The sequence below is a fragment of the Flavihumibacter petaseus NBRC 106054 genome (genome assembly GCF_000974785.1).
Lineage (GTDB): Bacteria > Bacteroidota > Bacteroidia > Chitinophagales > Chitinophagaceae > Flavihumibacter > Flavihumibacter petaseus.
Genome location: NZ_BBWV01000001.1, coordinates 317,491 through 329,762, shown reverse-complemented (window position 1 = coordinate 329,762; position 12,272 = coordinate 317,491). Strand labels below are relative to the sequence as shown.

Below are 12,272 nucleotides of genomic sequence, written 5' to 3'. Positions count from 1 at the left end.
CCCGAAGGTAACAAAGACTTTTTCCCGATTTTTTTCATTCTTTTTTTGCCTTGTTAATAATTTTAGTATTTTTACACTAAATCTATTAGCATGTCTTATGCCGGTAAAAACCTTAAATACCTGAGAAAACTCAGGGGATGGACACAGGAAGATTTTGCTGCCAAACTGAAGATCAAACGATCATTACTCGGCGCTTATGAAGAGGAACGGGCAGAACCGCGTCTTGAAGTGCTGGAAATTGTCAGTGATATTTTCAAGGTCAGCCTTGATGAACTTTTTCTGAAAGATCTCGGTGAAACCAAAGGCAATTACATCGCTAAAAGACGTGCCCAGAAGCTGGCTTCTGAGCCGACAACGATCCAGTTCGTTCCGGTAAAAGCTGCCGCGGGTTATCTCGCCGGATATGCGGACCCTGAATTTATTGATGAACTGAATACATTCACCCTGCCGATGCTTGCGCCGGGAACCTACAGGGCATTTGAGATAATGGGAGATTCAATGCTGCCAACACCAAGCGGTTCTGTGATCGTGGGAGAGAAGATCGAAGATCTGGAAGGCCTTAAAAACAGCAATACCTATATCGTTGTTTCGAAGCAGGAGGGAATTGTCTACAAACGAATTATGAAGAGCCCGAAAGCGAAACACAGGTACACCCTGGTGAGCGACAACCCGGTATATCAGCCCTACCAGGTAGAAGCCGCAGATATCGTTGAAGTATGGCAGGCGCAAATGATCCTGACCCGGGCCAATCAGCAACAACGCTGGGATGTCAACCAGCTCGCATCTATCGTAACCAACCTGCAGGAGCAGGTGACCACATTGAAAAAGAAAATGAATTGATGATATCGTAAACCACGACGAAAGAGTGTTGTTTTTTTAGTTTTTATGGGTTAGTAAGAGCCCCGCGTCTGCGGGGCTTTTTTTTGCCTGCACTATTTGCCGAATATACGGGCCGCTTCACGGAAAGTCTGGCAATGTGCATTTACAATGTCCCGCACATGCGGAGAATAACCACCGCCCATGGCTACTGTAACAGGTATCCCTGCGGTTTTCAGTGCACTGAAAACAAAACGGTCGCGTGCGGAGCAACCAGCTGCCGTCACTTTCAGTTTCCCAAAGCGGTCAGTCGCCAGGATATCAACGCCGCTGAGGTAAAATGCAAAGTCCGGTTGAAAGGCAGCGATCACAGGCGGCAGGGCCTCGTGCAGGATGCCCAGGTACGCAGTATCGCTGATGCCGTCTTCAAGGGGGATATCGACATCTGAATTTTCTTTGTGGAATGGGTAGTTGTTCCCGCCGTGCATACTGAAGGTGAACACATCCGGATTGTTACTGAAGATCGATGCTGTTCCGTTTCCCTGGTGTACGTCAAGGTCGATGATCAGCACCTTTTTCGCTACTCCCGCGTGCAGGAGGTAATTGGCAGCAACAGCAAAATCATTCAACAGGCAGAAACCCTCACCATGGTCAGCAAATGCATGATGGGTGCCACCCGCAATATTCAGTGCCACACCACCATGCAGGGCATGCAGGCAACAGTCTATGGTTCCCTGAGTGATCACATACTCCCGGTGGGTCAGGGCGGGGGATTGTGGAAACCCGATCACGCGTTGTTCTCTCGGGGTTAACTGCTGATGGAGCAACTTGTGCTGGTACTCCTGGGTATGGGTGAGCCCGGCAATTTCCGTCAGGCAGCGGCCGGGAGTATGAAAATGCCCCGACTGTACCAGTCCCTCATAAACCAATTGTTCCGCCAGCAACTCATACTTGATCATCGGAAAGCGATGATCCGGGGGGAGTGGTTGCACGTATGCCGGATCATAGGCGACAAACAATCCTGATCCTGTCATTGCAGCGACAGGATTTGATGTTCAGCAATCACGAAGACATTGTCCTCCTTAACCGGACGAACCCGGGCCAGTCCGGTAAATCCACCAAAGGCGGGAAGGATAGCATAATGTGGCGAAAAATAGAAGCAGGGGAGCAGCAAATGCTGCCTGCCCATACCCTGCATGACTACGCCGGGATGCAGGTGCCCCGAAAAATAATATTCGCATCCGCCCGGAGAAGCATCAAATTCATGAATGAATCCAAATGGCCCCATGCACAGTAAGGAATGATGCAGCGCGATGTCGTTTCCGGCGTACCATGAAGGATCAAGGATATCATGATTTCCCTTTACCAGGTCCATCCGGATATGCGCATGGTCATGCCGCCAGCGGGCAAAAAGCTGGGCCTCCTTGTTGATCGTACTATGAAAAAAGTCTCCGACAATCACCAGCCGTTGCGGCTGAAAGTACTGCAGCAGCGAAAAAAGCCGCTGCAAATCTGTCTGGTACACCTGTTGGGGTATGGCTATTCCGGCTTTACGGAAATGCCCGGTCTTTCCGAAATGGCTATCCGAAAGGATCAGGGTTTGTTCATTCTCCCAGTAAATGACCCGCGAAGGGGATAACCACAATTGCTGCCCTGCAATGGAAAAAGAAAAAGGTGCCTGCATTCGGATACAAATCTAAATGGTTATTTTTAAAATCGATTTTCAACCAAAACCTACTTCATGTCTACACAAGATCCATTTTTAAAGGAGGAGAAAAAACTTCCTTCCCTCCTGAATGTATTGACCATTCTTACGTTTGTCGGGTGCGCAGTTGACCTGATATCCAACGGCTGGAATTTTATCAGTGGCAGGAAGAACCTCGATAAGCTCGAAGAGTTGCAAACCAGCGGGCAGCTGGACAATGCGCCGGAATTCATGAAAAAACTGGCAGGTCCGGAAGCATTGGAACGGGCAAGGGTTGCCTATGAGAACCGTGTACCCATCCTGATTATTGTGCTGGTGGGGGTATGCCTGTGTGCCTACGGCGCCATCCAGATGCGCAAACTTCAGAAATCAGGCTACTTTATGTGGCTGATCGGAGAAATATTACCGATTATCGGCAGCATTATTTTCCTGGGGATTGGTTTTGCCGGTGGCATGAGCTGGATTTTGTTGTTCCCGGTACTGTTTATTATCCTGTATACTACGCAGCTGAAATACCTGCGTTAAGAATCATCTGGCCAGTTGAAGTTGCATTTTGCGGATCCTGTCTTCCAGTTTCTCTGAAGACAACTCCTCCCGTAAACTGTCAACCTTCACCGGGAAACAGAACGGCGTGAGGCGGTCAGGAAAAGTTAAAACAATACGACTCTGCTGGATTCTTTCCAGCATGTCGCGTAACCGGACCTCTTCCATCTGTTGGTCAAATACTTCCTGGTAGGCCTGCCTGAGCAGGAGATTATCCGGATCATATTCCCGGAATACATTGAATAGAAGCGAGGCGCTTGCTTGCAGGTGCCTCGCTTTTTTATGCTCGCCTGGCATCCCCTGGAAAATCAGACCGCCGATAACGGCAATGTCCCTGAATTTACGCCTGGCCATTTCGGTGCTGTTCACACTGCGTTGGATATCGAGATATAAATCTTCAGGAGAAAATAAAGCATACACGTTGGTATCATCAACGGGAATGGGCTGATCGCTGAGCAACTCAAATCCATAGTCGTTCATGGCAAATGAAAAGGTAATAGGCCTGATTTTGCTGATGCGCCAGGCAAGAATGGCAGCCATCGCTTCATGCACCAACCTGCCTTCGAAAGGAAACACAAAAAGATGGAAACCATCCCTGGTTTCAATCTGTTCGATGAGCAGCTCATCCGCACGGGGCACATGACTCAGTTCAGACTGCAATGAGAACAGCGGCTCCAGTACCCTCAGTTCCCTTTTGCTGTTGCTGTTCAGGGCACCCGCCTCATTGAACTGTCGCCGCAACATTTTACCAAGGTTAGCGGAAAGCGGCATCCGGCCTCCGTTCCAGCTGGGAACGATCGATTTCCTGGAATTGGATTTTCGCACCAGCACGGTCATGTCCTTGATCATCACCAGTTCAAGATTCTTACCGGCAAGCGTAAAAACATCACCTGGTTCAAGCCTGGAAATAAAATACTCTTCAATGATGCCGATATAGCCGCCGGTAACAAAGCGGACCTTTAACATGGCATCGCTTACAATTGTGCCGATATGCAACCGGTGGCGCATAGCCATTCTCCGGCTGGTGATCCGGAAACGGTCATCGATCCATTCCAGTTTGTTGTAATCATCATATTGCTGAAGGGCTTTGCCTCCTTTATGCAGGAATGCTGTCAGCCACTGCCATTCGTCTTCCGATAAATCCTGGTAACAATGCGTACTGCGCACTTCATGAAAAAGGCTGTCCGGATCAAAGCCTTCTGATACAGCCAGGGTACAGCAGTATTGCAGCAACACATCAAAACAGCGCATCTGGGGCGGTCTTGATTCAATAAGGTTTTCCTGTATTGCTTCCTGCAGTGCTGCAGCTTCAACGAGTTCAAGGGAATGGGTGGGCAGAAACCAGATCCTGCTGGTGGCGCCGGGCTGATGACCGCTTCTGCCTGCTCTTTGCAGGAATCGCGCAACGCCTTTTGGGGAGCCTACCTGGATAACGGTTTCAACAGGCCGGAAATCCACACCAAGATCCAGGCTGGCGGTACACACCACAACTTTCAGGGTGCCGGCATGCAATGCTTCCTCCACCCAGATCCGGAGCTCCTGTTCAATACTGCCGTGATGAATGGCAATTGCACCGGCAAGATCGGGTGCTGCATCCAGGATTGCCTGATACCAGCGCTCAGTCATGCCGCGGGTATTGATGAAAACAAGTGTTGTGCGGCTTTCCCGGATAATGGGAATGATCTTGTCCACCAATTTGATGCCGAGGTGCCCCGCCCAGGGATATTTCTCAATTTCGTCAGGATACACAGACAGTATCTCCATCTTCTTGGGCAGTGTTGCGCGGATAATGCTGCCTTTGCCGCCCAGCGGGAAAAGTAATACTTCCATTGCCTGTTCCAGGTTGCCCACCGTAGCTGAAATGCCGAAGATGGCGGGAGGTGTATCCGGCCGTAAGGCAACTATGCGTGATAAAGCCAGTTCAACCTGTACGCCACGTTTGCTGCCTAGCAGTTCGTGCCATTCGTCTATTGCGACCAGGTTAACCGATCGCAGGTTTCGGGGATAATCTTTTTGCGCCAGCAGGAGGTGCAGGCTCTCCGGAGTAATGATCAGGATCTCCGGCAATCGGTTTCGTTGCCGCTGCCTTTCAGCGGGTGTGGTATCACCATTCCGGATGCCTACCTTCCAGGGAATTCCAAGTTCCTGCAGGGCTTCCTCCATTGCCCTGGCGATATCTTTAGCAAGAGCACGCAGGGGCGTGACCCAAAGTAATTGCAGCGCATCCGGCCGCCGGCTGCGGAAGTCACCTGGATGCTCATTGATATACCGGATCACACTGCCCAGGAAAACAGAGTAAGTTTTACCATAACCCGTGGGGGCGTTGACCAGCCCGCTTTCGCCCTGGGCGATCGCAGTCCACGCTTCTTCCTGGAAGCCAAAAGGCCGGAAATCTTTAGCGGTCAGCCACTCAATAATGGTGTCATATCCCGGGCTCCCCTTCATCACAATGTCTTGAGGTATTCAATCACCGCACTTCTGTCACTGTCAGAAAGTTTATCTCCAAAATAGTGCCCGCTATTTCCGTAGCCTTCCAGTGTGGTATTATAAACCTGTGGACCGGCAGCTTCGGTTTTCGACTCATAAACCCATCCGAGCTGTTCATAATCGTAACGGGGCTGGTCAAAACTTCTGCTCCAGTAGCGGGGCCGGATCCTGCTGTTGAGAACGGCCATGATGCTGGGCACAGAGCCGTTATGAAAATATGGCGCGGTGCACCACACGCCGTCCAGCGGCGGCGCAATATACCCATTGAAGGGAACCAGGCGGGCAGGGTGATCACCCTGTGCAAACCAGCTGCTGTTGAACCAATTGACAAACTGGGGTTGCTGGTAATTATTACTGAACAGTGCGGGATCCGTTTTGATAATATCTGCAGGGATCAGCAGGTTGGGATAGTCGTCTCCGTGACCATGGCACTTTTGACAACTCGCCTGATAAACGATTTGTCCTTTTGCGGCCAACGCCGCGTTCACGGTGCCCGGGTACTTGGGTGCCTGCAACTGGTTGATCCACGCCAGTACATCGCTGATCCTCCTGTCTACAGCTGCAGCTTCAGTGGTATCTCTTACGGTGAGCAAATTGGACGCCATCAGGAATCGGCCAAAATCACCTCTTCCGAATCCATTATAAAACATGGCATTTTTGTGCTTCAGCAACCACCACGCCGGTACATCGCTGGGAATTACTTTTTCCGGAAGGGGCATTAATGCAGAATCTGACCATTTGAATGTAACAGGATCGCGGTGCGCCGCCAGTACTGCTGCCAACCGGTCCGCGGCATTCACGCCGCGGGTTGCCGTAATCAGTTTCGGGCCAACGGTGGCGGATACCTGGAGAAAGTCTTTTGCCGCGGCATATTTCTCCGGCGCCCGCTGCTCCAACACCTTGGCTGCCATCGTAACGGCGCGTGACGACAACTGCTGCCCACCGGAAAAATCCATGAGGCTGTTGCCCATCCCGATGATGAGACTGTCGTTAAATATCTGCGCGTGGCATTGAAGACAATTCGGTGCCACAAGCTTTTCCCCATTATCTGCGGTGATCACGGTGAATCCATAAGGGATGCCTGCATTGTCTCCCTGGCGTTTCAGGTGTTCTTTAACATCTTTGTTCCTGGTCATCCGGAACAGATCAAGCGGTATCCCGCCTTTCACATAGTCGCCGGTGGTCAGATACTCAAATCCTTTAGCCGGATCACCGGATCTTTGCGGGGAAGGGGGAATGGGAATTCCTTTGCCCGGATCCCATGCCATCGTGCATAGTACACCTGCCAGCAAACATGCGGGCAATAAGATAAGCAGTTTCATCAACAGGATCTTTGCATAAAAATAAGTGATGTTCCCTAGGTTTTGCCATAACGCTGCAGCAGTTCATGCAGGTCTTCCAGGGTATTGATCTCGTCTGGTTTTTTATCTTGCCGCCAACGGCTGATCCTGGGAAACCGCAACGCTACACCACTTTTATGCCTGCCCGATGCGGCAATACCTTCAAACGCAATCTCAAAAACCAGCTCCGGCTTCACCGTCCTTACCGGTCCGAATTTTTCTAGGGCATTTTGTTTCACAAAGGCATCCACCTGGGCGATTTCCCGGTCCGTTAACCCACTGTAGGCTTTTGCGAAGGCTACCAGTTTGTCGCCATCCCGAACGGCAAAAGTGTAATCGGTGTACAGGTTACTCCGCCTGCCATGCCCCTTCTGCGCATAAATCATGACGGCATCAATGTGCAGGGGATCGATCTTCCATTTCCACCAGTCACCCCGGCGCCTGCCCGACTGATAAGACGATCGCTTGCGCTTTATCATGAAACCTTCTGCAAATGCCTCCCTGGATTGACCACGCAATCCGGCGAGGGCTTCCCAATTGTCAAATGAAACAACCGGCGATAGTAGTAACTGCGGTGACGAAACGGCGGTCACCACCTGTTCCAAAAGTGCTCTCCTTTCTTCCAGTTGCAGTTCTCTGATGTCACGACCCTGCCACTCGAGGAGATCATATGCAAAAAAAGCAACCGGTACTGCCTCCAGCTGTTTACGGGTAACATTTTTACGGCCGATCCTCGTCTGCAAAAGGGCAAATGGTAAGGGACGCCCATCTTTCGCTGGCAGGATCTCGCCGTCAAGCACAGTACCATCCGGTAATTTTTCCAGCATTAAGGAATACTCCGGAAACTTTTCCGTCATCAGCTCTTCCCCACGGCTCCATACAAAAGCTTTTCCCTCCCGCTTCACCAATTGTCCACGGATGCCATCCCATTTCCATTCCGCCTGCCATTCGTCCGGCTCGCCGAGACCGCTGGGATCATCCTCAACGGCATAAGCCAGGAAAAAAGGATAGGGTTTAGATACATCGGTTTTGATCGCACCCGGATCAAATAATTGTTGAAAGGTAGTAGTGGCCGGATCCCATTTTCCACTGATCTGATGGGCAACCTGACTGGGCTCCAGTGGGATTATCTCCGCCAACGCCTGCACCATCAGTTGCTGCGAAACACCAATCCTGAAACCTCCTGTTATCAGCTTATTGAATACCAGTTTTTCCGTACGGTTCAATTCTGACCAGGCGGACTGTATATAGTGTTTTTTTTCTTCTGGTGTGGACGATTCAAGCTGGCGGAGCGCATCGATGTATTGATGAAGCGGCAGCGAAGAATGGCTTTCGCCGGAATCCGGCAGCAACAGGGCAATCGTCTCAGCGAGGTCTCCTACGGTATGATAGGATTCTTCAAATAGCCATAAAGGGAGTGTCGTAAGTTCACGGCACCATTCCCCAAGCAGGGTGCTGTTGACAATTCGTTTGGGCCTGCGACCACTGAAAAGAGCTATTACCCAGATCGCATCTTCCGGTGGTGCCTGTTGGAAATAGTTAGCCAGGAGGGCCGTTTTCTCCGAAGTCCTGGTAACATTACCCAGGTCAACAAACAGGTTGGCAAACAGCCGCATCATGATTCTTCCTCCTTTCCAAATGCTGTTTCGAGTTCCATGGCATGTATGCCCTGCTCATTCAGATACCGGGCAAATACACTTTGAAATCCATGGGTTACATATACATGCGCTGCTTCCGTTGCACGTGTTACCGTCAGAAGTCCTTCCCAGTCAGCATGATCACTCAGCACAAAGCCACGGTCTGCATTGCGTCTCCGCTGATTTCCCCTCACCTGCATCCATCCGCTGCAAACCGCTAGTTTATAAGGCTGAAATTTCTTCAGCCAGTTGCTGCTTTCTGCACTGGGTGGCGCCAGGATAACAGCTCCTTTTATTGATGGCGGCGGTTCAAGCGGATTGATATAGACCACCGGTGGAAATTGCCAGCCGGCGTTGATCAGCAGGTCCTGCATATTGGCAACAGCGCCGTGAGCATAGATTTTTCCGAAATCCTCACCAATTGCCCGGATGACCCGTTGTGCCTTGCCGAGGCTGTACGCGAGTATTACAGCGTTAAAACCGTTTTCCTGGTTTTGCCTGATCCAATGGCGCATGTCTTCAAAAATAGTTTCAGGTGGAGCCCATTGGTAGATCGGCAATCCGAAGGTGGATTCGGTAATGAAATGCTGGCAACGTACAGGTTCAAAAGCTCCGCTGATCCCGTCATCAACGGTTTTGAAATCGCCGCTTACTACCCAGGTATCCCCGCCATGTTCCAACCGCACCTGCGATGAGCCGATAATATGACCTGCGGGGAACAGGGTCATGGTCACCCCGTTGATGGTCACCGGCTGATTCCACTGCAACGTTTCAATGGATGTGGCGCCCAGCCTCGCCTGCAACAATGGCCGGGTATGCACGTGACAACAATAGTGTTCCGACCCGGCCCTGGCGTGATCACTGTGGGCATGGGTAATTACTGCCTTGTGTACTGGTTTCCAGGGGTCAATGTGAAAGCCTCCCGGAACACAATACAGGCCGGCATCAGTCATGCGGATCAGCTCCATGCGGACGCTATTAAAAAACCGTGCTCGCTACGCCGTTGAGTTTCTTGATAACGTAGATCTTCCTGTTTTCGAAATAATCGAGTTGTTGCTTCTGTTTGTCCAGCAGCACGGGTTGAATGTCGAAATCGGTGAACACCTTATACTTTTTGACCCCGATACCGGAAGCAATATTGGGTCCCATTTCCACCAGGAGGCGGCCGAAACGGTAAGTGGTTTCATATCCGCGAAATACCATATCGCTGGGTCGTGAATACAGTTTGTCCCTGAAATATGTATTGATGGATTCACTGAGGGGATCTGTACGCAACGGATTGAAGGGTGTGGTATAAAGGATCTCAAGGTCCTTGAAATCTTTCCTGTCGAATTCTTTGATATTGTCCCAGGTTGGCATACCCATTACCTGTACGGGATACTCGGTATGAATGGCAGACAACTGTGCACAAAGCGTCCTGGCAAAATTCTCATCGAGACTGCCTGCAACACAGAGGGTGGTTTTGCCGCTGTCGAGATAAGGAGTCAGCTGATCAGCAGTAAAAGTGGACGGCAGTGTTACCCAGCGGATCTTCACTTTCGGACCGGTAGTGCTTTTTTCAACGTCGTTGAAGTAGTTCCTGAGCCTGTCTTCCTGGGCACCTGCTTTCCGGAAGACGATGACTGTCGAACCGGCGTGGTTTTTCTGGAGGAATTTATAGATGCCTTCGCAATGTGTTGCCAGTGTACTGTTCAGGATCACCATAAATGGATTGTTGGTGATGCCGCCATCATTGGGAAGGTTCACATTGATGAAAGGGATCTGTTTTTTGGTGGCAAAATCCGCAAAGGCCCGGATCTCATTATTGGCTACCTGCGCAAGTATCAGGTTGGCTGACTGAAGCGCAGGTTCCTGCAATACATCAAAGATGGATTTCTTCGATTTACTATCCACCACATGCACTTCAAGCGGTAACTTTTCCTTGTTCAGGGAGTCAACTGCCAGCTGCACCCCTTCATAAAATTCCAGACCCGGCAGGAAATATTTGGGAAACTGTTTACCAAACCGGTATTGGCCGGCACCATCAAATGCCGAATCCAGGTAGAGGGGCAATACAATGGTCAGTACCTGTTTCGCCGGGCGGGGGGATGTAACGTCCTGGGCCCGGGAGGGCAGGAGGGCTGCGATTAAGATAACAATAAACAATAAGCGCCTGCTGAATACTTTCATCGGCTGTGTTTGTGCTTTATTCCCATTCAATCGTTGCCGGAGGCTTACTGCTTATATCATACACTACCCGGTTGATTCCTCTGACATTGTTGATGATATCATTCGAAATATATGCCAAAAAATCGTAGGGAAGATGTGCCCAGTCCGCTGTCATGCCATCTACCGAGGTAACGGCACGCAGGGCTACGGTAAATTCATAGGTTCTTTCATCACCCATCACGCCCACACTTTTCACCGGCAGGAGGATTGCACCGGCCTGCCATACGGTTTTATAAAGATTGTGTTCCTTCAGACCGTTGATATAACGGGCATCTGCTTCCTGGAGAAGGGCCACTTTTTCCGGGGTAATTTCTCCGAGGATCCGGATGGCCAGACCTGGCCCGGGGAAGGGATGGCGGTCAAGCAGTTCATCGGGGATGCCCAGTTCGCGGCCAACACGCCGCACTTCATCTTTGAACAGAAAACGAAGTGGTTCCACCAGCGACATTTTCATCGTATCCGGTAACCCGCCCACGTTGTGGTGCGATTTGATCGTTTGTGAGGGACCGTGAACAGAAACACTTTCAATTACATCGGGGTAGATGGTTCCCTGGCCCAGCATTTCAATGCCGCTGATCTTATGGGCCTCTTCCTGGAATATTTCAATAAACATCCTGCCGATCACTTTCCGTTTTGCTTCAGGATCGGTTTTGCCTTCCAGTTCACGGTAGAAAGCATCTTTTGCATCTACACCTTTTACATTGAGGTGCAGGTTGTCTTTGTAGGTTTTCAGTACCTGCTCAAATTCTCCTTTCCGCAGTACCCCATTGTCTACAAAAATGCCGTAAAGATTATCACCGATAGCGCGGGAGATCAATGTTGCCGCTACCGTGCTGTCAACGCCACCGCTCAGTGCCATGATTACTTTGCGGTCGCCGATCTGCTTTTTAAGGGCAGCAACGGTATCGGTCACGAAATGTGCTGGCGTCCAGTCCTGGCTGCAACCACAAATATCGACGAGGAAGTTTTTGAGTAGTTTTTTTCCTTCTATGGAATGATATACTTCAGGGTGAAACTGCACGGCGTACAATACGCCGTCACCAGGTGTTTTTTTGAAAGCAGCGACCGGGATGGATTCCGTATCTGCCAGCAATTCAAAGCCATTGGGCAACTCTTTGATGGAGTCTCCGTGACTCATCCAGACCTGTGAACTGTTGGTCATGCCATGCAGGATCGGATCTTCTTTCTTGAGCTGGATGATCGCCCTGCCGTATTCCCGTTTCTCACTTTTTTCCACGCGGCCGCCAAATTGTTTGGCAGTCAGCTGTGCCCCATAACAAACGCCCAGTACCGGAACTTTGGCGATCATCGCACGGATGTCGACGTCCGGCGCCTTCGGATCATTTACCGAAAAAGGCGAGCCGGAAAGGATGATGCCTTTTAATCCGGGCTCATATTGAAATGACTGATAATAGGGAAGAATCTCACAATATACATTCGCCTCACGCACAGCCCTGGCGATCAATTGCGTATATTGGGAGCCAAAATCTAAAATGAGGATTTTTTCTGTCATGGTCGCGCAAAGGTAGAATTTTG

The 12,272-nt window shown here is 50.4% G+C and carries 10 protein-coding genes; 2 read left to right on the top strand and 8 right to left on the bottom strand.

The window, feature by feature from the left end; all coding sequences use genetic code 11:
• Window positions 1–90 precede the first annotated feature (90 nt).
• Window positions 91–840, top strand: a complete 750-nt coding sequence (locus FPE01S_RS01375) for an XRE family transcriptional regulator (protein WP_046367150.1) — start codon at window positions 91–93, stop codon at window positions 838–840.
• Between the two features lie 92 nt (window positions 841–932).
• On the opposite strand, the gene FPE01S_RS01370 is transcribed toward FPE01S_RS01375, so the two are convergent.
• Together FPE01S_RS01370 and pdeM are read right to left on the bottom strand one after the other, a co-directional pair.
• Window positions 933–1,850, bottom strand: coding sequence for a histone deacetylase family protein (locus FPE01S_RS01370; protein ID WP_046367149.1), 918 nt, complete (start codon window positions 1,848–1,850; stop codon window positions 933–935).
• Window positions 1,847–2,500: a ligase-associated DNA damage response endonuclease PdeM gene (gene pdeM, locus FPE01S_RS01365; RefSeq protein ID WP_046367148.1), complete on the bottom strand. Its 654-nt coding sequence runs from the start codon at window positions 2,498–2,500 to the stop codon at window positions 1,847–1,849. Before pdeM ends, FPE01S_RS01370 begins: the two co-directional genes overlap by 4 nt.
• 57 nt (window positions 2,501–2,557) lie before the next feature.
• Here pdeM and FPE01S_RS01360 point away from each other — a divergent pair, with 57 nt between their 5' ends.
• Window positions 2,558–3,046 carry a hypothetical protein gene (locus FPE01S_RS01360; RefSeq protein WP_046367147.1) on the top strand — a complete coding sequence of 163 codons (489 nt, stop codon included), beginning with the start codon at window positions 2,558–2,560 and terminating at the stop codon, window positions 3,044–3,046.
• 3 nt (window positions 3,047–3,049) lie between these two features.
• On the opposite strand, the gene FPE01S_RS01355 is transcribed toward FPE01S_RS01360, so the two are convergent.
• From FPE01S_RS01355 to guaA, 6 genes are read right to left on the bottom strand one after another with little or no spacing between them, the layout of a single operon-like run.
• Window positions 3,050–5,509 carry a ligase-associated DNA damage response DEXH box helicase gene (locus FPE01S_RS01355; protein WP_046367146.1) on the bottom strand — a complete coding sequence of 820 codons (2,460 nt, stop codon included), beginning with the start codon at window positions 5,507–5,509 and terminating at the stop codon, window positions 3,050–3,052.
• Window positions 5,509–6,873 carry a c-type cytochrome gene (locus FPE01S_RS01350; RefSeq protein ID WP_046367145.1) on the bottom strand — a complete coding sequence of 455 codons (1,365 nt, stop codon included), beginning with the start codon at window positions 6,871–6,873 and terminating at the stop codon, window positions 5,509–5,511. Before FPE01S_RS01350 ends, FPE01S_RS01355 begins: the two co-directional genes overlap by 1 nt.
• A gap of 35 nt (window positions 6,874–6,908) precedes the next feature.
• A complete protein-coding gene (locus tag FPE01S_RS01345) occupies window positions 6,909–8,510 on the bottom strand; it encodes an ATP-dependent DNA ligase (protein WP_245623918.1) in 1,602 nt (533 codons plus the stop codon).
• On the bottom strand, window positions 8,507–9,496 hold the full coding sequence (locus FPE01S_RS01340; protein WP_046367144.1) for a ligase-associated DNA damage response exonuclease: 990 nt from the start codon (window positions 9,494–9,496) through the stop codon (window positions 8,507–8,509). The genes FPE01S_RS01345 and FPE01S_RS01340 overlap by 4 nt, the downstream gene beginning before the upstream one ends.
• A gap of 10 nt (window positions 9,497–9,506) precedes the next feature.
• Entirely contained in the window at window positions 9,507–10,697 is a 1,191-nt protein-coding gene (locus tag FPE01S_RS01335; RefSeq protein ID WP_046367143.1) for an ABC transporter substrate-binding protein, read from the bottom strand.
• A 16-nt stretch (window positions 10,698–10,713) separates the two neighbouring features.
• Complete coding sequence (gene guaA, locus FPE01S_RS01330) at window positions 10,714–12,249, bottom strand: glutamine-hydrolyzing GMP synthase (RefSeq protein WP_046367142.1); 1,536 nt, start codon at window positions 12,247–12,249, stop codon at window positions 10,714–10,716.
• Window positions 12,250–12,272: the final 23 nt, after the last annotated feature.

Coding starts and splice junctions, on each gene's coding strand:
- FPE01S_RS01375 (WP_046367150.1), top strand. CDS start 91: ATGTCTTATGCCGGTAAAAACCTTAAATACCTGAGAAAACTCAGGGGA.
- FPE01S_RS01370 (WP_046367149.1), bottom strand. CDS start 1,850: ATGACAGGATCAGGATTGTTTGTCGCCTATGATCCGGCATACGTGCAA.
- pdeM (WP_046367148.1), bottom strand. CDS start 2,500: ATGCAGGCACCTTTTTCTTTTTCCATTGCAGGGCAGCAATTGTGGTTA.
- FPE01S_RS01360 (WP_046367147.1), top strand. CDS start 2,558: ATGTCTACACAAGATCCATTTTTAAAGGAGGAGAAAAAACTTCCTTCC.
- FPE01S_RS01355 (WP_046367146.1), bottom strand. CDS start 5,509: ATGAAGGGGAGCCCGGGATATGACACCATTATTGAGTGGCTGACCGCT.
- FPE01S_RS01350 (WP_046367145.1), bottom strand. CDS start 6,873: ATGAAACTGCTTATCTTATTGCCCGCATGTTTGCTGGCAGGTGTACTA.
- FPE01S_RS01345 (WP_245623918.1), bottom strand. CDS start 8,510: ATGATGCGGCTGTTTGCCAACCTGTTTGTTGACCTGGGTAATGTTACC.
- FPE01S_RS01340 (WP_046367144.1), bottom strand. CDS start 9,496: ATGGAGCTGATCCGCATGACTGATGCCGGCCTGTATTGTGTTCCGGGA.
- FPE01S_RS01335 (WP_046367143.1), bottom strand. CDS start 10,697: ATGAAAGTATTCAGCAGGCGCTTATTGTTTATTGTTATCTTAATCGCA.
- guaA (WP_046367142.1), bottom strand. CDS start 12,249: ATGACAGAAAAAATCCTCATTTTAGATTTTGGCTCCCAATATACGCAA.